This is a genomic window from Rhizobium anhuiense bv. trifolii (assembly GCF_024346605.1).
GTDB classification, from domain to species: Bacteria; Pseudomonadota; Alphaproteobacteria; order Rhizobiales; family Rhizobiaceae; genus Rhizobium; species Rhizobium anhuiense.
In genome coordinates this window covers 188,010-207,993 of sequence record NZ_CP098804.1, presented here as the reverse complement: position 1 = coordinate 207,993, position 19,984 = coordinate 188,010, and the positions used below count along the sequence as shown (strand labels likewise).

Genomic DNA, 19,984 nt, shown 5'->3' with positions numbered 1-19,984 from the left:
CGCCAATGACCGCCAAGTCGCTGGCGGCAAGGTCATGGCGGTGAACCTCTGAAACAAGAGGGAAATGCTGCACTGCCGAAAAAATCGCCACGCGCGCCACTGCGCGTTTTTTCGGCATGCCCCATTGACAATTTCTCCTTGATGGCACTTGATAAGTCCATCCAATAAAATAGACATGTGTCCGGTATATTGGATTAACTGGAAACATCCATTAAGGGGAACGCCATGACCATTTCCTTTCGCACCGGCGTGATGTCGCTGATCGCCGCCGCCCTGTTGTCCACGCCTGCGCTGGCCGAAGGCAGCAAGCTCGATGAAGTGCTGGCCCGCGGCCACCTCGTCCTCGGCACGGGCAGCACCAATGCACCCTGGCACTTCAAGAGCGCCGACGACAAGCTTCAGGGCTTCGACGTCGACATGGGCCATATCATCGCCAAGGCTCTCTTCGGCGATCCCGAGAAGATCGAGTATGTGAACCAGTCCTCCGACGCCCGCATCCCGAACATCACCACTGACAAGGTCGACATCACCTGCCAGTTCATGACCGTTACCGGCGAGCGCGCCCAGCAGGTTGCCTTCACCATTCCTTATTATCGCGAAGGCGTGGGCCTGATGCTGAAAGCGGACGGAAAATATGCCGATTACGCCGCCCTCAAGGCAGCCGGCTCCTCCGTCACCATTTCCGTCCTTCAGAACGTCTATGCCGAGGCCATGGTGCATGCCGCCTTGCCGGAGGCGACCGTCGATCAGTACGAATCCGTCGACCTGATCTACCAGGCGCTGGAGTCGGGACGTGCCGATGCAGTCGCCACCGACCAGTCGTCGCTCGCCTGGTACATGACGCAGAATCCGGGCCGCTATAAGGATGCCGGCTACGGCTGGAACCCGCAGACCTATGCCTGCGCCGTCAAGCGCGGCGATCAGGATTGGCTGAACTTCGTCAACACCGCCCTGCACGAAGCCATGACCGGCGTTGAGTTCGACTTTTACGCCAAGTCCTTCAAGACCTGGTTCGGCAAGGATCTGACGCCGCCGCAGATCGGCTTTCCCGTCGAATTCAAGTAACATCCATGCGGAGCGGGACTTGCTCCCGCTCCGCTCGATTAAAGAGTGAGAGTGTGACGTCGTCCGAAAACTGTTCGCACTTTTCGGCATCACGCTCTGATCTGAAAGGGCAGCCCGTATGGGTTACACTTTGAATTTCGCGGCCGTCTGGCGCAATTTCGATTTTCTTTTGAGCGGGCTTGCGCTCAGTCTCGGCCTCGCGGTGATCTCGATCCTGATCGGAGCCGTGATCGGTCTCGTCGTGGCCTTCGCACTGACCTCCAAGAGCCGCTTTGCGGTCGTGCCGGCCCGGGCCTATGTCACCGTCATTCGCAACCTGCCGATTCTCGTCCTGGTGCTTTTCGCCTTTTTTGCGCTGCCGCAGATGGGCCTGCGCCTCGACAAGATAAAAAGCTTCGTCCTGGTTCTATCCCTCTATTCCGGCGCCTATCTGGCCGAGGTGTTCCGCGCCGGACTGCTGTCGATTCCCAGAGGACTGACGGAAGCGGGCCTTGCCATCGGCCTGACGGGCATGCAGATCCGCAGTTCCATCATCGCGCCGCTGATGCTGCGCAACGTGCTGCCATCGCTGTCTTCGACGATCATCTCGCTCTTCAAGGACACCTCGCTCGCCGCCGCCATCGCCGTGCCGGAACTGACCTTTGCCGCCCGCAAGATCAATGTCGAGAGTTTCCGCGTCATCGAAACCTGGATGGTCACATCGGCCCTCTATGTCGCGACCTGTTTCCTCATCGCCGCCGTGATGCGTTTCGTCGAACGCCGTCTGGCCCTGCCGAGATAGACCCTGATGTCCCACACCTTTCTCGAACAACTCTGGATTGCCCGCTACGTCATCATGAACGGCATCGGCGTGACCGTGTCGATCTCGCTGCTGGCCATCCTCGCGGGCTCCGGGCTCGGCGTTTTCGTCGGCTTGGCGCTCGTCTACGGCGGCGTCATTTTGCGTCTGGTCGTGCGCGCCTATACCGATATCATCCGCGGCACGCCGGTGCTCGTGCTGGTGCTGGCGAGCTACTACGTCTCCGCCGCCGTCGGCCTCGATCTCGGGCCGTTCTCGGCAGGCGTGCTCGCCCTTGCTATCTTCTGCTCCTCCCATGTCGGCGAAATCGTCCGTGGAGCGCTTCAGGCGATCCCGAAGGGACAAACCGAAGCCGCCAAGGCGATCGGCCTGACCTTTACCCAGACCTTCACCTCGGTGCTGTGGCCGCAGGCCATGCGCCAGTGCCTGCCGGCCTGGGTGAATACGGCGGCCGAGATGGTGAAGGCCTCGACGCTGCTCTCCGTCATCGGCGTCGCGGAGCTTCTCCTGCGTACGCAGGAAATCATCTCCCGCAATTTCATGAGCCTCCAGTTCTATTTCCTGGCCGGTGGTCTCTATTTCATCATCAACTATGGCATCGAGCACTTCGGCAAATATGTCGAGCGCAAGACCGCCCTGCCGTCCTGAGGAGTTCCCCCGATGGCCAAGACCATTCTCGACATCAAGGGTCTGCGCAAGACTTACGGCATCCACGAAGTCCTCAAAGGCGTCGATTGCGCCGTGGAGGAAGGCGAAGTCATTTCCATCATCGGCTCGTCCGGCTCCGGAAAGACCACCCTGCTGCGCTGCATCAACATGCTGGAGGAATTCCAGGGCGGCACGATCAGCCTCGATGGCGAGGAGATCGGCTACCGCGCGGAAGGGACAACGCGACGACGCAAGAGCGAGAAGGAGATTGCACGACAGCGCGCGCTGACCGGCATGGCGTTTCAGCAGTTCAATCTCTTCCCGCATATGAGCGCCGCCGAAAACGTCATGCTCGGCCTCGTCAAGGTCAAGAAAATGACGAAGCCGGACGCTCGCGCCATCGCGGAGAAATGGCTCGATCGTGTCGGCCTTGCCGCCCGCGCGAACCATTATCCCGGACAGCTTTCCGGCGGCCAACAGCAGCGTGTCGCGATCGCCCGCGCCATCGCCATGTCGCCCAGGCTGATGCTGTTCGATGAGGTGACCTCGGCACTCGATCCGGAACTGGTGGGCGAAGTGCTGCAGGTCATCAAGGGGCTTGCCGCCGACGGCATGACCATGCTGCTCGTCACCCATGAGATGCGCTTTGCCTATGACGTTTCGTCACGCGTCATCTTCATGAACCAGGGCGTCATCTGCGAGGAAGGCAATCCGAAGGAGATGTTCGTGCATCCGAAGACCGAACGGCTGGCGGAATTCCTCAAGACCTCGAGTTTCAACTAGAGCAATTCCAGCAAAAGTGCGAAGCGGTTTTGCGCCCGGAATTGCGTGAAAACAAAGAGATAGAGCATTTCCATGATTCGGAGAAAACCGGAAATGCTCTAATGCATGTCGCCCAAAGGTGCGTAGCGGTTTTGGGCAAACGATTTGCATAAATAAAGAAAAATCCCACGGCGCTCCGCTCTGCGGATCGTCACGGGCGCTCGGTCCAAGGATCGACAAGCTCGATCCCAAAGCCCTCTAATCCTTTATATTGCGGGCGGCGAGGGTGAGATCATGAGTAATCGCGGTGGCGGCAATCAGGCCGTCCATTGACGACAAGCCGCGTCCGCTTCGCTTTGCGAACCCCATCAAGTCGCCCCAGCCTATCGCAACCGGCTGGCAGGTCCTGGGCAAGCCATTCGGCCAGCACGTCGCGATTCCGACCGCTTGCCATCAATGCAACGCCACGCCGGATCTCCGCGATCGATACGACGCTGATGAAAGAGCGATCCTCATCGAGACTGTCCAGCCATTGCAAGGCATGTGTATCGGGACGCGGCCGTGTCACCTCGGAAAGCACATTCGTGGCCGGCAGAAGTCTCACAGCTGGAGATCACGCGGTTCGTCGCGCTGCCGTTCGAGATCCAGATCGGCGCCACGCAAAAGCGATTGCATCAGAAACTCTGCAAGGGCTCCCTTGCGCGCGGTCTTCCGCTGCCATTCCCCGGCCGAACCGGTCTTGCCGCAAGCAGCTTTTCGAGAGTGAAGGGGCTTTGTGGGCTTTGGGCGGCCGGCGCCGATCCGGATTGACAACGAGTTGCCGACACTCGCTCAATTTACGTTCAGTCTGCATTCCCAGGGTGCAAATTCCAGCCGCCGAATCCGAGATATCCTGGAAATCCTGAACGCAGAATTTTGGCACGCGCTTTGCTTTCTGTCTTGTATGCAAGATAGCCAGACATCCGAGACCACGCAGAAGACCATCGAGGAAACGATCGTTTCCGGGATTCTGTCAGCCAAGATCCGGCCCGGTACGCGGCTCAGCGAAAACCAGCTGGCAACCCTTTTCGGCGTGTCCCGCACCCGCGTTCGCGAAGCCATGATGCGCCTGGAAACACGCGGCATCGTACATGTCAGTCCGAGACGGGGCTGGTTCGTCGTCGAGCCGTCTGCCGAAGAGGCGATCGCGGTCTATGAGGCGCGGCGCGTCATCGAGGCCGGATTGCTGCGCAGCATGCGCGTGCTGACAGACGAGGGACATAAAGCTCTCGACGCGCATTTGAACGAGGAAAAAAGCGCCATGGCTGCCGGCGACCGCCAGCGCCTGACCTATTTGATGGGCGATTTTCACATCCGCATCGCAGAATTGAGCGGGAACGCCATCATCGTCGACATCCTGCGCGATCTCACCGCGAGGACGATCCTCATTTCGATGCTCTATCAGTCTGAATTTCATGCGACACAGTCTCACGACGGGCATTGCCGCATCTTCGAAGCGATGCAGGCGGGCGATTTCGGCAGAGCTGCGGAGCTCTCCGTCGAACATCTCGACGAAGTGGAAATGGGCCTCGACCTCACCGCGCGTCCGGATCCGCTCTCGGAACTGCGCAATTCCCTGTCCCTTCCTCCCAGAGCCGTATCCCCAACCGTCAGACCCAAAAAATCACAACTTCAAAGGAGCAATTGAAACATGCTGACAAGACGATTCTTCTTCGCAATCGCGACCCTGGCTGCAACCTTCGGCTTCGGCTCGGCGTCCTATGCCGATGCTCTCGCCGACATCACGGCGCGCGGGACGCTGCGTGTCGCCGTCCCGCAGGATTTCCCGCCCTTCGGTAGCGTCGGCACCGATATGGCGCCGATGGGCTACGATATCGATGTAGCCAATCTCATTGCCGAAAAGCTGGGCGTCAAGACCGAACTCGTGCCGGTCACCAGCGCCAACCGCGTCCCCTATCTGCAGACGAACAAAGTCGATCTGGTCATATCGAGCCTCGGCAAGAATGCGGAGCGCGAAAAGGTGATCGATTTCTCGGCAGCCTATGCCCCCTTCTTCAATGGCGTGTTCGCGCCGGCCGATCTTTCGATCGCCAAGGCGGAGGATCTTGCGGGCAAGAGCATCGGCGTCACGCGCGGCGCCGTGGAGGACCTCGAACTGACGAAGATCGCGCCGGCCGATGCGACGATCAAGCGCTACGAGGACAATAACGGCACCATCTCCGCCTTCCTGTCCGGCCAGGTCGACACCATCGCCACCGGCAACGTCGTGGCCGCTGCGATCCTCGCTAAAAATCCTCCCAAGCGCCCTGAGCTGAAGTTCCTCATCAAGAATTCGCCCTGCTACATCGGCCTCAACAAGGAGCAGGCGGCGCTTCTGGAGAAGGTGAACGGCATTATCGCCGCCGCCAAAACCGATGGATCGCTCAACGCCATATCGCAGAAGTGGCTCGGCGCTGATCTCCCGTCGGATCTCTAAGGACCCGGTCTTACCAACGTCATCCCGCGCCCGCACGCGGGATGACGTGACGCTCGGTCACCGCAAGAGGGGACAATTCCTTGAGCTATCATTTCGAATTTGGCTGGCTGCTGCAATATTACCCTGAGATCATCAAGGGCATACTGGTCACCCTGGAGCTTATCGCGATCGGCGGTGTGCTCGGCATTGCCCTCGGCATCTTCTGCGCCTGGGTGCGCGCACTCGGCCCGGCCTGGCTGAAACCTGTCGTTGCGACCTATGTCGAACTGATCCGCAACACGCCCTTTCTGATCCAGCTCTTTTTCATCTTCTTCGGTCTGCCGTCGCTCGGCCTCCAGCTTCCCGAACTGACGGCCGCCAATCTCGCGATGGTCATCAACCTCGGCGCCTATAGCTGCGAAATTATCCGTGCGGGCATCCAGGCGACCCCGAAGGGCCAGTTCGAGGCAGGCGAGAGCCTCGCCATGACGCGCTTCGAAACCTTCCGCCATGTCGTTCTCGTGCCGTCACTGCAGCGCATCTGGCCGGCGCTATCGTCGCAGGTCGTCATCGTCATGCTCGGCTCATCGGTCGTGTCGCAGATCGCCGCCGAGGATCTGACCTTTGCGGCGAACTTCATACAATCACGAACCTTCCGCGCCTTCGAGGCCTACATCGTCTCGACATCAATCTATCTCGTCCTGGCAATCCTGCTCCGGCAGCTGCTGGGAGTGGTCGGCGGGTTCATTTTCCCGAGGAGGGCGGCACGATGATCGAGTTCACACTCTGGGACATCCTGCGCAACCTGCTGCTCTCCACCCGCTGGACGATCCTGCTTTCGCTCGTCTCGTTCATCGGCGGCAGCGTGGTCGGACTGGGGCTGCTGTTCCTGCGCATCAGCAAGCGCAAGGCATTCAGGGCAATCGCGAAATATTATATCGAGCTCTTCCAGGGCACGCCGCTGCTGATGCAGCTCTTCATCGCGTTTTTCGGCCTCGGCCTCTTCGGGATCGACGTGCCGGCCTGGCTTGCCGCGGGTTTGGCGCTCATCCTGTGGAGTGCTGCCTTCCTCGCCGAGATCTGGCGCGGCTGCGTCGAAGCGGTCGCCAAGGGGCAATGGGAAGCCTCCGCCAGCCTTGGCATGGGACGGCTGCAGCAGATGCGCTACGTCATCTTGCCCCAGGCGCTGAGGGTCGCCATACCGCCCACCGTCGGTTTCTCCGTTCAAATCGTCAAGGGTACGGCGCTGACCTCGATCATCGGCTTCGTCGAACTGTCGAAAGCCGGCACCGTGGTCACCAATGCCACCTTCCAGCCCTTCACCGTCTACGGGCTCGTCGCCCTCATCTATTTCGCCCTCTGCTGGCCTTTGTCGAAAAGCAGCCAGATCCTGGAAAGGAAGCTCAATGTCGCTCATCGAAATCACTGAAGTCCGCAAGAGCTATGGAACCACCGAGGTGCTGAAGGGCATCAATCTCGATGTCGAGGCTGGCGAAGTCATCGCCATTATCGGCAAGAGCGGCTCGGGAAAATCGACCCTGCTTCGCTGCATCAACGGCCTGGAGACCATCACCGACGGCTCGATCTCCGTGGCCGGCGCGCAGCTCCTCGATGACGAAGTGCATCTGAAGGCCTTGCGCCTCAAGGTCGGCATGATCTTTCAGCAGTTCAACCTCTTCCCGCACCTGACGGTCGGCGGCAACGTCATGCTGTCGCAGACCGTGGTCAAGAAAACCCCGAAGGCCGAAGCCGAAGCCACCGCCCGCAAGATGCTGGAGCGGGTGGGGCTGGGCCACAGGTTCGACGCCTATCCGGACGAGCTCTCGGGTGGCCAGCAGCAGCGCGTCGCCATCGCCCGCGCGCTCGCCATGCAGCCTGCAGCCCTTCTCTGTGACGAAATCACTTCCGCGCTCGATCCGGAACTGGTCGCCGAAGTTCTGGCCGTCGTGCGCGAGCTTGCCGCCGAGGGCATGACACTGCTGATGGTAACCCACGAGATGAAGTTCGCCCGCGACGTCTGCAACCGTGTCGTCTTCATGCATCAGGGCCGGGTCCACGAAGCAGGCCGGCCGGAGGAAGTCTTCGCCAATCCGCAGACGGCAGAGCTGAAGCAGTTCCTCGGTGTCAGTTAAGAAACGACGACATGCTCTCGCTTATGCCGGCCGGCGTCGTCGGCCGGCAGGATGAGAACGCACTGAGCCACTAGCGTAGCTCTTCATCCAGTTCCGCGTCGACGGCATCCAGAGCCGAAAAGGGCAGCATTTCTCCGCGCCGGGATTCCTCTTCCGCCCGCAACAGCGAGCATAGGGCATAGCGGCCATCTTCTTCGCGTGCCATATCTTCGCGAATAAGGGCGTCCAGATATTCACTCGGCATCGTGTACTGGCTCTTCCCGTTGGCGCGCATATCGACAAGGCGATTCTCATGACCATTCCTTCCAGCGTCTATTCAATGCCCGGAACGTATTTTTTCGATCTGGCTCCTGTCGCGGGCGGCGAGCCCTATCGCATATTCCTGTCCATTCCGGCAGAGAGACCACCAGCGGAAGGATGGCCGCTTCTCGTGTTGACCGACGGCAACGCCACTTTCCCCTTCGCGGTCGCCAGCTTGGTCACGCAGGCACCTTATCCCACGGGAACGAATGTCGGCTGGGGGGTGATCGCGGCGATCGGCTACCCCTGCGACGCGCCCTATGATCCACTCCGCCGGTCTTGGGATCTAGGGCCTCCGCCGGTCAAATCCTATCCGCCCTTCGTTGAGGGCGGTCCGCCGGTTGTCATCGGAGGGACCGGCAAGCTGCTCGATTTCATCGAGCACGAGCTTATACCGCGGATTGCAGAGATGGTGATCCTGGATCCCATGCGCCGATCGCTTTTCGGACATTCCTTCGGCGGCCTCTTTACTCTCTATGGCCTGTTCGAGCGTCCAAGTCTGTTTGCCAATTGGATTGCCGCCAGCCCAACCATCTATTGGGAGAACAGTGAAATTCTCAAGAATGAGGCGAACCGCCAAGTCATACCGGGAAAGGCATCCTTCCTGCATTTGTCCGCCGGAGAACACGAAGGCGATGAGCTGGCACCCTTCCAGTACCGGAACGAGGATGCCGCGACACGTCTGGAGAAGAGGAAGATCGAGCGGACCGTCCTCCTGGCGCGGGAGATGGCGGAGCGATTAAACGGCACCGCCGACGGATTGCGTACCGAATTCGAGCTGTATGCCGGCGAGACCCATATGTCGGTTCTTGCGGCGGCCGTCAATCGCGCGGTGAGCATTGCGTTCGCCGTCCAGGATTTGGCCGACAGATAACGCTCTCTGCAAAGGCTTCATCGGCGAAATGGCCTCCCCTCGGGAGTTGGTGGGGGCACTCCATATTGACAGAATCAGAGCAATAACACATCGAAGAAATGGTAAAAATCTGGCAGGGGACTGGGTAATGGATAGTCTAATAACGCTGATGACGGACCCTGCAGTGCGGGCACGCGTCGACAACGAATGGGATAAGCTGGAGACAGATTTTGCCGCAGCTTATGCCGCGATGCCAGTCAAGTACATGTCCCGAACAGAATTGTCCTTTCATTCCTACGTGAAGCTTTTGGGATTTCTCAGTATCGACGTGGCCTCACTCGAGGGAGACATCGTTGAGATCGGCGTCTGGAAAGGCAAGTCTCTCGCCTTTATGCAAAGGCTTTCGTCGCCTTCGACAAAACTCGTTGGAATCGATCCATTCGAATTGCCAGGACAACTTCAAGAAGTCGATTATTTTCGCAATGTTCTTTATAGAACCTGCATTTTGGTAAGAGGCTACTCGCAAAATGCCATCGAGCGCACGCTTCAGGCCACCAAACGGTTCAAGATTTTGCATATCGATGGCGGTCATGCCAGCGAGAATGTATGGGCAGATTTCCTTCTTTATGAGCGATTTGTCGTACCTGGTGGGTATATCGTCTTCGACGACTATGGCGATTTTGCCCATTCACCAGAAGTAGGACCCGCCGTAGATAGAATAGGTGCAGCGGGCCTTTTCGAAAATTATGATGTTTTGGGTCAATTGCCGGAGTACGAGAGCAGCTATGTCCTGCGAAAGCGAAAGGGCGAGTGAAATTCCCCGCTTCTCGAACGCCGGCGAGCATTCTGTCTTTACCCTCAGCCAGCTTTCGCGAGCTGCCTAAGACGCCTTAACACTTTCAATCCTCGCATCGGCCCGAAAATCGATTCCGATTTTCGGGCCGATGCGCTGGTAGGCGCACCATTGCAATCCATGACATCGACGGTTATCGCATTTTCGGTATAGCTGACGGCACTCCGGAAGCATGAGTTCGTTTGCTTTGATAAGCCGTTGTTCTCGTTCTCAATGAGAGCCACACTGGCTGGTGAAACCAGCCTATAGGCGCCTTTGCAGCGCAAGTTGGGCGGGGTTTCTGCGCAAGCCTGCGGCAGGGTTGGCTTGCTAAGTCGCAGTACGCCTTCACTTCGCGAGTCAGATCCATGAACATTGCTTATCCAGGATCGTGCTGCCGCATATGCTGAATTTAGCTGTCAGACAGGAGTAAGAACATTGGGATTCATGTTGAACGCGGAAGCGCTGAAGGATTATCAGCCAAATCGATATCCTTTCCTGATGATCGACTGCGTCACCGATGTCGAGCCAGGTAAATATGCAAAGGGCTACAAGAACCTCTCCAACAACGAGTGGTATTTTCCCATCCACTTTCCCGGCCGTCCGAACATGCCCGGCGCGCTGCAGCTTGAGGCGATGGCGCAGATGCTCACCGTCGCGATCACCACGCAGGAAGGGCTGAAGGGGATGGTCACTCATGCGCTTCAGCACACGGTGCGGTTTCGCAAGGAAGTTCTGCCGGGAGAGTGCCTGCAGATCGAAGCTTACGTGGACAGCTGGCGACGCGGCATATGTAAGGGTCACGCGACGGGCTATACCAACGGCACGATCGCTTGCGAGGCCGATATGTTGATTACGATACCGGAAATCCTAGAGCAGTTTCTTCCGAAGTAATGGACCGTTTCCACTTCATCATTGTCGGAGCCGGGGCCGCGGGAGCGGCAGCGGCCTGGCGGTTGACGTCGAAGGGATATCGGGTGCTGTGCCTTGACCGCGGCCCGCGGATGGAGCCCTCCAGTTACCCATCCACAGGCCCGGACTGGGAGATCCGAAAGAGGGCGGAGTTCAACCCAGCAATTGCAGAACGGCAGAACCGTTTCGATTACCCGGTTGATGACGCAGATTCCCCGATTGCGGTATGCAACTTCAACGCTGTTGGTGGTTCAACGGTGTTGTATTCCGGTCATTTTCCACGGTTTCTTGAGCCTGATTTCTCGTTGAAGACCAATGAGGGCCTCGGTGAGGACTGGCCGCTGAGCTATGCCGAACTGATGCCGTATTTCGCATTGAACGAACGGCAGATGGGCATGTCCGGTCTCGTCGGCGATCCCTATTATCCGCACATCGAGGAGGCGCTTCCGCCTGTGCCGCTTGGCGTGGCGGGTGCCCGGCTCGCTCGGGCGTTCAATGAAAAACGCTGGCACTGGTGGCCAAGCTTTGCCGCAATCGCCACGCGGGACAAGGGCGGGCGCAGTGCCTGTCTCAACCTTGGCCCTTGCAACACGGGCTGCCCGCAAGGGGCCAAGGCGAGTGCCGACAATACCTATCTGACGGATGCGTTGAGGCAAGGACTAACGATTGTTCCCGAATTCGCTGTGTCGCGCGTCCTTGTCAAGGACGGTGTGGCCTATGGTGTCGAGGGTTTTGATGCGAACGGCGAGCGCCATGCGTTTCACGCCGACAACATCATCCTTGCTTCAAGCGCTATCGGTACGCCGCGCATTCTCCTCAACTCGAGGAATGCCGAGCGCCCGACAGGGATCGGCAATACGATGGGTCTCGTCGGCCGCAATCTGATGATCCATCCGCTTGGTTATGTGGAAGGCATCTTTGCCGAGCGGATGGACACGGACGCCGGCCCGCAGGGGTGCATGCTTTACAGCCTGCAGTTTTACCGTTCGCAAGAGGCGGGGCATAAGCTTGGTTATATGATGCATGCATTGCGGGGGACAGGCCCTGTCGAGACGGCGATGTCTGCGCTCGGCAAACGCAAGCTGCGTTTCGGGAGCGATATCTATGGCGATTTCGATGCGCTCTACGGCAAGCAACTCGTTGTGGCGATCATCTGCGAAGATCTGCCGGAGGTGGAGAATAGGATCGAGCTGGACGAAACACGACAGGATCGTTTCGGAGATCCGGGCATCAAGGTTCACTACAAGCTGCACGAAAATACGAAAAAGATGATGGTGCGCGGCATGACCCGCGGGCGCGAACTCATGGCGGCGGCGGGAGCCGTGAGAAGCTCGGCCTATGGCCCGGTCCGCAACACCGGATGGCATCTGCTCGGAACCGCGCGGATGGGCGACGATCCGCAGCACTCCGTCGTCGATCCATCCGGAAAAGTTCACGATACCGACAACCTCTACGTGATCGACTCCAGCGTCTTCGTCACCGGTTCCTGCGTTAATCCTGCCAATACCATTCAGGCAGTTGCCCTTCTCCTTTCGGATCGTATCGATGAACGTGTCAGACAGACCATTCTATAAACTGCTGGCAAGGATGTTTCCCGGTGAACCAGAAAGGTCGGTCCCGGCATTCGATGCAATTGCGGCCGCGCGCTTGGAAGAGCGGTTTGCCGGTCTGGCCGAGATTGATGCATTGATTCTGAAGGAGACGGAGGCCGCATGGCCGGAGGACGTCAATGTCTTGCTCAAGGCGCTGCGAAGTGGCGCACCGGATCTGGTCGATCATTTCACAGAGCAAGCGGTGGTCCTCTATTTTTCGACGCCGGCCGTTTCCAGGGCACTCACCGGCAAACCGGTTCCGCTTTTCCCGAACCGGACCGTCATGGACGATATCGACTATGATCTCCTGGAACCGGTGATCACCAATTGCGGAGGGCTTGCAGATGCCGAACGATCCTGAACGCGTTGCGGTCGTAACAGGCGGCAGCAGAGGTATAGGTCTCGCCGTTGTTCGCAAGCTGGTCGGGGACGGTTTTTCAGTCGCTGCCTGCAGCCGCCATCCGTCTCCCGCACTTCCGACGGGGGATGAAGGCGATGTCCGCTTCTTCCAGCTCGATCTCGCCGACCCGAATTCGGTGAAGGAATGTGCCCAGGCACTTCACCGGCAATACCAGCGCATCGATGCGCTGGTGAATTGCGCTGGTGTCGCTGCGGGCGGGCTGTTTTCGATGGCTTCGATCCAGGATCTGAAACGGATATTCGACGTCAATTACTTCAACCAGATTCTGTTTTCTCAATATGTGGCGAAGAGAATGGTACGCGCGAAGGCGGGCTCCATCGTCAATATCGCATCGACCGCCGGACTGCTTTCAGACGCGGGAACGCTCGCTTATGGGGGCAGCAAAGCTGCGCTGATCCACGCCACAAAGGTGATGGCGACCGAGCTGGGGCCATTCGGGATTCGCGTCAACGCCATTGCGCCCGCGGTGGTCGAAACCGATATGGCTCTTCAGATGGACGAGAAAGCAAGAACAGCGTTGGATGAGCGATCGGCATTGCAGGAAGTGGTCGAAGCGGCCGACGTGGCCGAACTTGTCGCCTATCTGGTGTCCGATGCATCATCAAAGATGACCGGACAGATCCTGCGGCTGGACAGGGGGCTGCATTGAATCGCGAGCTGAACCGCTCAGGTCTGGAAACTCGCTAAAGCCGTTGCGGATATTGCTGCATTCTCGCGCCCTTCCACTATTTCGATGCGCCGGGATAGAAGCGACAGAATGTCCTTGCCATCCCAGAAGGGGTTGATATCGAGCGCCTTGCCGATAGGGACGATGCGGTCGATCGCGTGATTGGCAGAACCCGACTGGAGAGCGAGGAAGAGCGCCTGCGGTTGCAGTCCGAAATAGGTCAGTGTCTGTTCCTGCGGGCGAAGAAACGCTGCGATGTCGGAAGGCGCCTGGACGTCAATTTCTGCAAACTGGCCGAAGCGCAGCCGCGTTTCCTTCGGCAAGGATTGGCCGATGCACCAGATATCCGGCGAATAGCGGTTGAGCGCCAGGGTTCCCCCGGTCGTGCGTATTGCATTCATCAGGTCGAGAAACTTGTCCAGTCGTGCGACCGTATCCAGACGAAAGTCCTGGCGATGCAGCTCTTCGTCGAGATGATGCCAGAAATCGACCTTGGCTTTGGCGATCGCGGCCGGTTCCCCAAGCCAGAAGATCTGACTTGGCGAGGAGCAGGCATTCTGGTCGACCAGATAGGTGTCGTTGAAGAAATCTCGCGCCAGTTTCGTCTTCTGTTCCGTCTCAAGCGCGGAATAGGCGCTGGCGTCGATCGCGGCCGATGATGTCCGGTCCGGAAAATAAAGCTCGACGGATCGAGGCTTCTTCGGCAGCGAGCGGAATTCGGCGACGGTCGCGTCGCCTCCCCAAACTGTCAGGCCATCAACCGCTGCAACGATCTCCTTGAGCTTGGCACTTCCCCGCGCCGTCTGGATGAATACATTGCCAACTGCGATCGATCGGAATGTTTCCGACTCTGCAGCGCCGTCGAATGCCCGCAAGAAGATATCGTTCTGTGGAAACGCCTTGCTCGGCATGCGCACAATGTTCGAATTGCCGGACAGCATGCCGAAGACCAACGAGAAGGCGAAATTGACGGGAATATTGGATGGCGCGATATGGGCCACAGTACCCCATCCACTGCGATATTCTGCATCTCGATATTGCTGCGAGAGTGTCCGCAGATTCGCCTTGCGGCAGAAATAGGCGAAGGTAACGAGGTCCGGATAATGCCGGGCATCGTTGTCCTTCATCAGACGACGGGAAAGCTCATGCAGAAAATCGACAACCCGCTCATCGAAGAAAGCGTGGCGTGACGAAAGATCGAATTGCTTCAGCCAGTCGCCCGCTTCGAACCTGTCGTCACGAATTATAGGCATCGCTGCATCCTCGAATTTCCGCCTTCTGCAGTCGGCCGTTGATTTTGACGATCGTGTTTCGATTGCCGCAGGAGCAGGATGCGCCGTCGAGCGTGAAGCCGACATCCTCCGTCAGCAACGAGTGGCCCGGATAGCTCTTCTGGATGGAGGAGAAGACCTGGATAAGGCCTTCCCGGCCGTGCGGGAGCGCATCGAGCGACGAAGTATCGCGAATGAGGGCATCGGAGCCGGGTGCGGCATGCATATTGCCGTGTTCGCACTCCATGAAGATCGTACCCGTTTGCTCGACCATGCCGTAATAATTCCGTATGTCGCTACAGCCGGTCCATTCGCGGACCTCGTCCTTGAACATCGCATCCGAGATCTTCTGATCGGCGAGTTTCTTCCATCCGCCGCCGTGCAGCAGGAAACTGTTTGACAGGTTGAGCCGCACATTCTGGCGGCGCAGCATCTGAACAAAGTTCAACCAGACGATAGAAGTGAAACCGAAGATGAAGATGCGGTTGTCGCGATTGCTTTCGGCGAAGGCCTGCACGCGATCGATGTCGACGGAAAGTTCGTCGTCGAGCGCGAAATCGCGTCCTCTTGAGAACATGCTGAAACCATTGATCGCCGCCGTGCGCGCGGAAAATTTTCGGCGGTCGGCAACAGTGTTCTCCGCATCGATGACAAGCATCGGGAAGCGGCTTTTCGAGAAGGCGATCGAGAAGACCTCGACGAGCTTGCGCGATTGTGCCTGTGACGTTTCCTTGTCGAGATAGATCCTTGAAACCTGTCCGGTCGTGCCGGACGAGGTCATGATTTTGACGACCTCACTATCGGGGACGCTTTTGAGGTCGAAGTTCTTGAAGGCCCGGACTGGCAGATAGGGTGTTTCGGCGAGCGACGTCGCCGCGCGGTCGCCGAACATCGTGTGCACATAATGACCGTAAAGATCGCAATATGCCTTGTGGTGCTCGGTCAACGAATTGATTTCGTTCAGGAACACAACAGGATCATTGGCGAATTGGTCGTCCATGGCCATGGCGTTTCAGCCTCTTCGTCCCATGGCTGCCGTGGCAAGGTCGGCCGTGGGCAGCGACGCCGAGTGATAATCCTCGTAGGTGGCGATCATGACATTGAATATCCGTGCCAGATCGCTGGCGGTCAGCGCGCCGAAGAACGGCAGGCAAAGGACCTCCTTCGCCGCCTGGGTCGCCACCGGCAGGTTGGAGGCCTGCGCGGAAGGCAGGTTCCGGTAGTGCGGGGCATCGCTGCAAAGCGGGTAGAAATATTTGCGCGCGAGCACGTTCTTTTCGCGGAACCTGCTGTAGAGGATGTCGCGTGTGAAGCCGGATTGATCGGGATCGATGCGTACCGGCAGATATTGATAGCTCGGCGTGACACCGGCCTGTGGCTCGAGGATGGTGACGCCGCGCATGGCGGAGATCAACGTGCGGTATTGCTCGAGCAATGACCGGCGACGTTCCCATTCATCCTTCACCATGTCGAGTACGGCAAGGCCGACGCCCGCTTGCAGTTCGTTCATTTTGCCGTTGAGGCCGGCGAGCAGGATTGTTTCTTCGTTGGCAATGCCAAAATTCCGCTGAAGGTAGATGGTACGCTGAAGTTCCGCATGCGGTGAAATCAGCGCACCGCCTTCGACGGTATGAAAAAGCTTCGTTGCGTGAAAGCTGTGCATCGTGATGTCGCCGAAGAGGCTGATCGGCTTCCCATCGACACGCGTGGCAAAGGCGTGAGCAGCGTCGTAGATGACTTTGATGCCGTGCTTTGCCGCGAGCGCATCAATGGCCTTCACGTTGCATGCAATGCCGTAGACATGAACGCCGAGGATGGCGCAGGTGCGGTCCGTGATAAGGTTTTCGATCCGAACCGGGTCGATGGTCAGCGTGACGGGATCGATATCGCAAAATACCGGCGTCAGTCCGCAGGCATCGATGACGTGTACACTCGCCGGAAAGGTGAAGGGCGTGACGATGACCTCGCCGCCGGCAGGCAGGTCGAGGCTTTTCAGCGCGATCTGCAGGGCGACGGTGCCGTTATTGAACAGGCTGACGAATGGAACGTCGAGAAAGTGGGCAAGCCGTGATTCCAGTTCACGGTGCTGAGCACCCATGTTGGTCAGCCAGGCGGTAGCCCAGATGTCGGCGAGGGTACGGTTGACCGTTGCGAGATCGGGAAGGAGCGGCTTCGTTACTGGAACAATGGGTAGTTCGTTCGCCGTCATTTCACTGCTCCATATCACGATATATGCCACAAGGCGGAAACCGGGCCTTGATTGTCTCCGCAGACTAGGGGGGTTAGCTTTCTCGTGGCTTGCGCGCGGGGTGCCGGACGGTGAGCAAGAGGGCAAAAGACTCGCACAAGGTTAAATTGGAAAAATCGGCGGCGAGATGGTTTGAGATGGGCCGTTTCCGCGCAGAAACCGCTTCCGAAAGTGCAGTCCGCCTGATGATCTCACACGCTTCGAGTGGTCGCCGTATCGTCGTCAATGAGGCGCCCGTGGAAAATGCCGCAGCGAGCTGCTCTTCGACAACAAGCGTTTTGAGCAGACAACGACTGCCGGAAATCAGGGCACCGGCCGTGCCGCCCCATCGACAGTCGCCAGGCATCGACTTCATCCGACATTGAATCTCGTGCTGGGGAACTGCGCGCGCCGCGCCAGCGTCATGCCACTTCCAACCGCTCACGGGTGAGACAACCGCAAAAAGGACCAGCAATGCCCCGAGTATCGATCTGCATCCCCGCCTACAAGCCGGATTTCTTTGAGCAAGCCTTGAAGAGTGCCATCGGGCAAAGCTATGGCGATACGGAGATTATCGTTTCAGACGATTGCCCAACGGATGCAATCGCAAATATCTGCGAGCGATATCAGCAGCATCTCTCCTATAGCCGAAATCCGAAGCCGAGCGAGTTTTCCAATGTCATCCGGCTGGCCAATCTTGCGAACGGCGAATACATCAAGTTTCTGTTCGATGATGACATTATCAACCCATTCTGCGTTCAGTTCCTGCTCGAGACACTGGAGGAGAGCCGCCATCTCGGCACGAGGCTCGCCTTTTCGCCGCGTTACCTGATCGATGGGAAAAACCGCATCACGTCGCTGGTCAATCACTTCGGCATCGCCGACCAGGCAAAGGTCATCGACGGCGGCGCCTTCATCCGTGTGACAGCTGTCAATCACATGAACCTGATTGGTGAGTTCTCGAGCGTGATGTTCCGAAAGGAAGATTGCTTCGACGAGAACGGCGCATTCCGCCTGTTTCGGGTCGATGAGGATGGGATCTTCCGCGGCATCCTTGATCTATCGGCATGGATCGATCTCGCCAAACGTGGCCCGATCATCGGACATCCGCATCCGCTTTCCTATTTCCGCCAGCATGCCAATTCGACCTCAAATCACGAGATCAATCCGCTCTTCATCAACGGCATTCTTTACTATGAGGAAGTGATGAAGATGGCCTTCGAAAAGGGCTATATGACAAGAGAGGATCTGCCGGCCTCCATGCGCCGTCTGCTCGAGCATTACGGCTACTGGCAGAACGCTTATCCGCAGTTGAGGGCCCGGATCGTCGACTTGCAAGCCATGCTGGCGAAGCTCTGATATTGCCGATAACCTGCTGCAGGACAGATACGGCTCTGCCGCCTTTGATTTCGCAGAGGTCTACAGGAAACGCTCGGACAGCGTAACGTAGTCCGGCTTTCCGGCGGAGGTGAGCGGTAGGGTTTCGGAGACAACCACCCTTGCAACAGACGGGTGGAAATTGAAGTTATCCTTCAACGCCATCTGCGCTCGCTCCGCATCCGGCTCCCTGATGCAGACCATCAGCCGGTTTTCGGCACCGATGACGATGCAATCAAGTCCGCCGGACTTCAGCACGGACTCCGCATGATCGAGATTGACTGAAATTCCGTGCAGTTTGATGAAACGCTTCTTACGGCCCACGATTGTGATGAACCCGTCCTCATCGATTTTGGCATAGTCTCCGGTATAAAGTTTACCGTGGAATTCGTCGCCCTTTTCAAGGTCTTGCGCGGAGGTCGCATACCCCATCGACACGTTCTGGCCGACATAGAGCAGTTCACCTTCGCCGATCGGCTCGCCCGTTTCCGCGATCAAAGCTCGACCGCCGGGCAGCGGAATGCCGACGCTTCCCAGCTTCTCGATCGCCTGGCCGGGGGGGACATAGGAAATGCGCGGCGCAGCCTCGGTCTGGCCATACATGGTAAAATAGCGCACGCCATGATCGGCGAAATACTGCCAGAAATGGCGAGTCAGTTCCGGTGCCAGGCGCCCGCCGGCCTGCGTCACGCAGACGAGATTGCCAAGGCAGGCCTCGCTCAGGCGAATGCGCCGCAATGTTTCGAATGTGAAGGGCACGCCGGCAAGGTCGGTAACCCTCTCCTCTTCGATCATTTGCCAAATGCTCCTGTCGAGGATGGACTTATCAGTCAACACCATGCAGGCGCGCGCGAAGATCGTATTGTGAAGAACGGAAAGCCCGTAGGAGTAATGAAATGGCAGAAGGCTGACCGTAATGCGTTCTCCGGTCATGCCGAGATATTCGACGATCGAACGCGTGCAGGCATCGATATTGTTGGCCGTCAGTCGCACGCATTTAGGGTCGCCTGTCGAACCCGAGGTGGGGATGAGCAAGGCAAGATCTTGATGCAGCGTCGTGTTTACGACCGACGACCGCTCGAACAGAGCCTTTGTGCCCAATCGCCCGTTTGGCGCATAGTCTTCCAGCGCCATCTCTGCGGGAGCGACGATGTAACGGGGGCTATAGGCTCCAACGGTGCGTTCCAGCGAGTGACGGGTCAGTTCACCGTCGACCAGCATGGGCACGAGGCCTTTCCGCAAGGCTCCCAGATAGGCCGCAACGGTTTCGGGCGACCGATCGCACAGAATCAGTACGATCGCCCTGTCGGCCTTGGAGAATAGCGCATCTCCGAGTCCGAAAACGTCGTTGTAGCAGTAGCGGCGTCCATCGGCGATCAGGAACGTCCTGTCATCGGCGCCATCCGAGAGGCTTTGCCAGAACATTCAGAACGACACGCCGTATTTCTCGAGCGTCTTCAGGCCGGTCTTGTACGAGCCGAAATCGACCACGTCGTCCATATCAAGCATGATGTCGAACGTATCCTCAAGAGATGCGATAAGCGCCATGTGACCGACCGAGTCCCAAGCGCGGATGCTCTGATACTGGAGGCCGTCGCTCAAATCCTCGGCGCCAATACCGAACGTTTCGATGAAAGCGGCATCGTATTTTTCTTTGTTGCTCATGTCTTG

22 protein-coding genes and 3 pseudogenes are annotated in these 19,984 nt (G+C 58.2%); 17 read left to right on the top strand and 8 right to left on the bottom strand.

Annotated elements, in window-relative coordinates; translation table 11 throughout:
* Positions 1–225: 225 nt before the first annotated feature.
* The 4 genes from NE851_RS32755 to NE851_RS32740 all read left to right on the top strand — a co-directional run bounded on the left by NE851_RS32755 (position 226) and on the right by NE851_RS32740 (position 3,295).
* A complete protein-coding gene (locus NE851_RS32755; protein ID WP_097543289.1) occupies positions 226–1,065 on the top strand; it encodes a transporter substrate-binding protein in 840 nt (279 codons plus the stop codon).
* A 118-nt stretch (positions 1,066–1,183) separates the two neighbouring features.
* Positions 1,184–1,846 (top strand): amino acid ABC transporter permease, encoded by a 663-nt coding sequence (locus NE851_RS32750; protein WP_047613797.1) that lies wholly within the window; start codon positions 1,184–1,186, stop codon positions 1,844–1,846.
* A 6-nt stretch (positions 1,847–1,852) separates the two neighbouring features.
* Positions 1,853–2,512, top strand: a complete 660-nt coding sequence (locus NE851_RS32745) for an amino acid ABC transporter permease (protein ID WP_254962613.1) — start codon at positions 1,853–1,855, stop codon at positions 2,510–2,512.
* 12 nt (positions 2,513–2,524) lie between these two features.
* Positions 2,525–3,295 (top strand): amino acid ABC transporter ATP-binding protein, encoded by a 771-nt coding sequence (locus NE851_RS32740; RefSeq protein ID WP_063474013.1) that lies wholly within the window; start codon positions 2,525–2,527, stop codon positions 3,293–3,295.
* Positions 3,296–3,485: 190 nt separating this feature from the next.
* Here NE851_RS32740 and NE851_RS32735 read toward each other — a convergent pair.
* Positions 3,486–3,878: pseudogene (locus tag NE851_RS32735) on the bottom strand (PIN domain-containing protein).
* Positions 3,875–4,006: pseudogene (locus tag NE851_RS32730) on the bottom strand (prevent-host-death protein); the annotation flags it as partial. The pseudogenes NE851_RS32735 and NE851_RS32730, both read right to left, overlap by 4 nt.
* Positions 4,007–4,217: 211 nt before the next feature.
* On the opposite strand from NE851_RS32730, the gene NE851_RS32725 reads away from it, so the two are divergent.
* From NE851_RS32725 to NE851_RS32705, 5 genes are all read left to right on the top strand, one after another.
* The gene (locus NE851_RS32725) at positions 4,218–4,961 is read left to right on the top strand and encodes a GntR family transcriptional regulator (protein ID WP_063474012.1); all 744 of its coding nucleotides are present in this window, start codon (positions 4,218–4,220) and stop codon (positions 4,959–4,961) included.
* Between the two features lie 3 nt (positions 4,962–4,964).
* Entirely contained in the window at positions 4,965–5,750 is a 786-nt protein-coding gene (locus NE851_RS32720) for a transporter substrate-binding domain-containing protein (protein ID WP_063474011.1), read from the top strand.
* An 80-nt stretch (positions 5,751–5,830) separates the two neighbouring features.
* Entirely contained in the window at positions 5,831–6,502 is a 672-nt protein-coding gene (locus tag NE851_RS32715; protein WP_047616948.1) for an amino acid ABC transporter permease, read from the top strand.
* Positions 6,499–7,158 (top strand): amino acid ABC transporter permease, encoded by a 660-nt coding sequence (locus NE851_RS32710; protein WP_063474010.1) that lies wholly within the window; start codon positions 6,499–6,501, stop codon positions 7,156–7,158. Before NE851_RS32715 ends, NE851_RS32710 begins: the two co-directional genes overlap by 4 nt.
* Positions 7,136–7,861 (top strand): amino acid ABC transporter ATP-binding protein, encoded by a 726-nt coding sequence (locus NE851_RS32705; protein WP_047613813.1) that lies wholly within the window; start codon positions 7,136–7,138, stop codon positions 7,859–7,861. Before NE851_RS32710 ends, NE851_RS32705 begins: the two co-directional genes overlap by 23 nt.
* A gap of 70 nt (positions 7,862–7,931) precedes the next feature.
* On the opposite strand, the gene NE851_RS32700 is transcribed toward NE851_RS32705, so the two are convergent.
* A complete protein-coding gene (locus NE851_RS32700; protein ID WP_244604819.1) occupies positions 7,932–8,105 on the bottom strand; it encodes a hypothetical protein in 174 nt (57 codons plus the stop codon).
* 48 nt (positions 8,106–8,153) lie between these two features.
* On the opposite strand from NE851_RS32700, the gene NE851_RS32695 reads away from it, so the two are divergent.
* The 7 genes and pseudogenes from NE851_RS32695 (at position 8,154) to NE851_RS32670 (ending at position 13,420) form a co-directional block, all read left to right on the top strand.
* Positions 8,154–9,035 carry an alpha/beta hydrolase gene (locus NE851_RS32695; RefSeq protein WP_063474008.1) on the top strand — a complete coding sequence of 294 codons (882 nt, stop codon included), beginning with the start codon at positions 8,154–8,156 and terminating at the stop codon, positions 9,033–9,035.
* A gap of 127 nt (positions 9,036–9,162) precedes the next feature.
* A complete protein-coding gene (locus tag NE851_RS32690; protein ID WP_063474007.1) occupies positions 9,163–9,828 on the top strand; it encodes a class I SAM-dependent methyltransferase in 666 nt (221 codons plus the stop codon).
* Between the two features lie 465 nt (positions 9,829–10,293).
* Positions 10,294–10,740, top strand: a complete 447-nt coding sequence (fabZ, locus tag NE851_RS32685; RefSeq protein ID WP_174824469.1) for a 3-hydroxyacyl-ACP dehydratase FabZ — start codon at positions 10,294–10,296, stop codon at positions 10,738–10,740.
* Positions 10,740–10,820 (top strand): annotated as a pseudogene (locus NE851_RS35470) (NAD(P)-binding protein); the annotation flags it as partial. The gene fabZ and the pseudogene NE851_RS35470, both read left to right, overlap by 1 nt.
* 243 nt (positions 10,821–11,063) lie before the next feature.
* On the top strand, positions 11,064–12,332 hold the full coding sequence (locus NE851_RS32680) for a GMC oxidoreductase (protein ID WP_244604824.1): 1,269 nt from the start codon (positions 11,064–11,066) through the stop codon (positions 12,330–12,332).
* A gap of 73 nt (positions 12,333–12,405) precedes the next feature.
* Positions 12,406–12,711: a hypothetical protein gene (locus NE851_RS32675; RefSeq protein WP_244604820.1), complete on the top strand. Its 306-nt coding sequence runs from the start codon at positions 12,406–12,408 to the stop codon at positions 12,709–12,711.
* Entirely contained in the window at positions 12,695–13,420 is a 726-nt protein-coding gene (locus NE851_RS32670; protein ID WP_063474004.1) for an SDR family NAD(P)-dependent oxidoreductase, read from the top strand. The genes NE851_RS32675 and NE851_RS32670 overlap by 17 nt, the downstream gene beginning before the upstream one ends.
* A gap of 17 nt (positions 13,421–13,437) precedes the next feature.
* Here the strand turns inward: NE851_RS32670 and NE851_RS32665 are convergent, their stop codons facing one another.
* Genes NE851_RS32665 through NE851_RS32655 form a run of 3 tightly spaced genes read right to left on the bottom strand, consistent with a single transcriptional unit; the run spans position 13,438 to position 16,918 of the window.
* Positions 13,438–14,691 (bottom strand): acyl-CoA reductase, encoded by a 1,254-nt coding sequence (locus NE851_RS32665; RefSeq protein ID WP_063474003.1) that lies wholly within the window; start codon positions 14,689–14,691, stop codon positions 13,438–13,440.
* Complete coding sequence (locus tag NE851_RS32660) at positions 14,675–15,715, bottom strand: LuxE/PaaK family acyltransferase (protein WP_127430870.1); 1,041 nt, start codon at positions 15,713–15,715, stop codon at positions 14,675–14,677. Before NE851_RS32660 ends, NE851_RS32665 begins: the two co-directional genes overlap by 17 nt.
* A gap of 6 nt (positions 15,716–15,721) precedes the next feature.
* Entirely contained in the window at positions 15,722–16,918 is a 1,197-nt protein-coding gene (locus NE851_RS32655) for a DegT/DnrJ/EryC1/StrS family aminotransferase (protein WP_127430871.1), read from the bottom strand.
* A 492-nt stretch (positions 16,919–17,410) separates the two neighbouring features.
* Between NE851_RS32655 and NE851_RS32650 the strand changes: the two genes are divergently transcribed.
* On the top strand, positions 17,411–18,295 hold the full coding sequence (locus NE851_RS32650; protein WP_028758662.1) for a glycosyltransferase family 2 protein: 885 nt from the start codon (positions 17,411–17,413) through the stop codon (positions 18,293–18,295).
* A gap of 60 nt (positions 18,296–18,355) precedes the next feature.
* Here NE851_RS32650 and NE851_RS32645 read toward each other — a convergent pair whose 3' ends face one another.
* Positions 18,356–19,738 carry an AMP-binding protein gene (locus NE851_RS32645; RefSeq protein ID WP_127430872.1) on the bottom strand — a complete coding sequence of 461 codons (1,383 nt, stop codon included), beginning with the start codon at positions 19,736–19,738 and terminating at the stop codon, positions 18,356–18,358.
* A complete protein-coding gene (locus NE851_RS32640; RefSeq protein ID WP_007637453.1) occupies positions 19,739–19,978 on the bottom strand; it encodes a hypothetical protein in 240 nt (79 codons plus the stop codon).
* Positions 19,979–19,984 lie beyond the last annotated feature (6 nt).

Coding starts and splice junctions, on each gene's coding strand:
- NE851_RS32670 (WP_063474004.1), top strand. CDS start 12,695: ATGCCGAACGATCCTGAACGCGTTGCGGTCGTAACAGGCGGCAGCAGA.
- NE851_RS32725 (WP_063474012.1), top strand. CDS start 4,218: ATGCAAGATAGCCAGACATCCGAGACCACGCAGAAGACCATCGAGGAA.
- NE851_RS32700 (WP_244604819.1), bottom strand. CDS start 8,105: ATGCCGAGTGAATATCTGGACGCCCTTATTCGCGAAGATATGGCACGC.
- NE851_RS32645 (WP_127430872.1), bottom strand. CDS start 19,738: ATGTTCTGGCAAAGCCTCTCGGATGGCGCCGATGACAGGACGTTCCTG.
- NE851_RS32695 (WP_063474008.1), top strand. CDS start 8,154: ATGACCATTCCTTCCAGCGTCTATTCAATGCCCGGAACGTATTTTTTC.
- NE851_RS32650 (WP_028758662.1), top strand. CDS start 17,411: ATGCCCCGAGTATCGATCTGCATCCCCGCCTACAAGCCGGATTTCTTT.
- NE851_RS32740 (WP_063474013.1), top strand. CDS start 2,525: ATGGCCAAGACCATTCTCGACATCAAGGGTCTGCGCAAGACTTACGGC.
- fabZ (WP_174824469.1), top strand. CDS start 10,294: ATGTTGAACGCGGAAGCGCTGAAGGATTATCAGCCAAATCGATATCCT.
- NE851_RS32750 (WP_047613797.1), top strand. CDS start 1,184: ATGGGTTACACTTTGAATTTCGCGGCCGTCTGGCGCAATTTCGATTTT.
- NE851_RS32745 (WP_254962613.1), top strand. CDS start 1,853: ATGTCCCACACCTTTCTCGAACAACTCTGGATTGCCCGCTACGTCATC.
- NE851_RS32705 (WP_047613813.1), top strand. CDS start 7,136: ATGTCGCTCATCGAAATCACTGAAGTCCGCAAGAGCTATGGAACCACC.
- NE851_RS32710 (WP_063474010.1), top strand. CDS start 6,499: ATGATCGAGTTCACACTCTGGGACATCCTGCGCAACCTGCTGCTCTCC.
- NE851_RS32665 (WP_063474003.1), bottom strand. CDS start 14,691: ATGCCTATAATTCGTGACGACAGGTTCGAAGCGGGCGACTGGCTGAAG.
- NE851_RS32655 (WP_127430871.1), bottom strand. CDS start 16,918: ATGACGGCGAACGAACTACCCATTGTTCCAGTAACGAAGCCGCTCCTT.
- NE851_RS32690 (WP_063474007.1), top strand. CDS start 9,163: ATGGATAGTCTAATAACGCTGATGACGGACCCTGCAGTGCGGGCACGC.
- NE851_RS32640 (WP_007637453.1), bottom strand. CDS start 19,978: ATGAGCAACAAAGAAAAATACGATGCCGCTTTCATCGAAACGTTCGGT.
- NE851_RS32720 (WP_063474011.1), top strand. CDS start 4,965: ATGCTGACAAGACGATTCTTCTTCGCAATCGCGACCCTGGCTGCAACC.
- NE851_RS32755 (WP_097543289.1), top strand. CDS start 226: ATGACCATTTCCTTTCGCACCGGCGTGATGTCGCTGATCGCCGCCGCC.
- NE851_RS32660 (WP_127430870.1), bottom strand. CDS start 15,715: ATGGCCATGGACGACCAATTCGCCAATGATCCTGTTGTGTTCCTGAAC.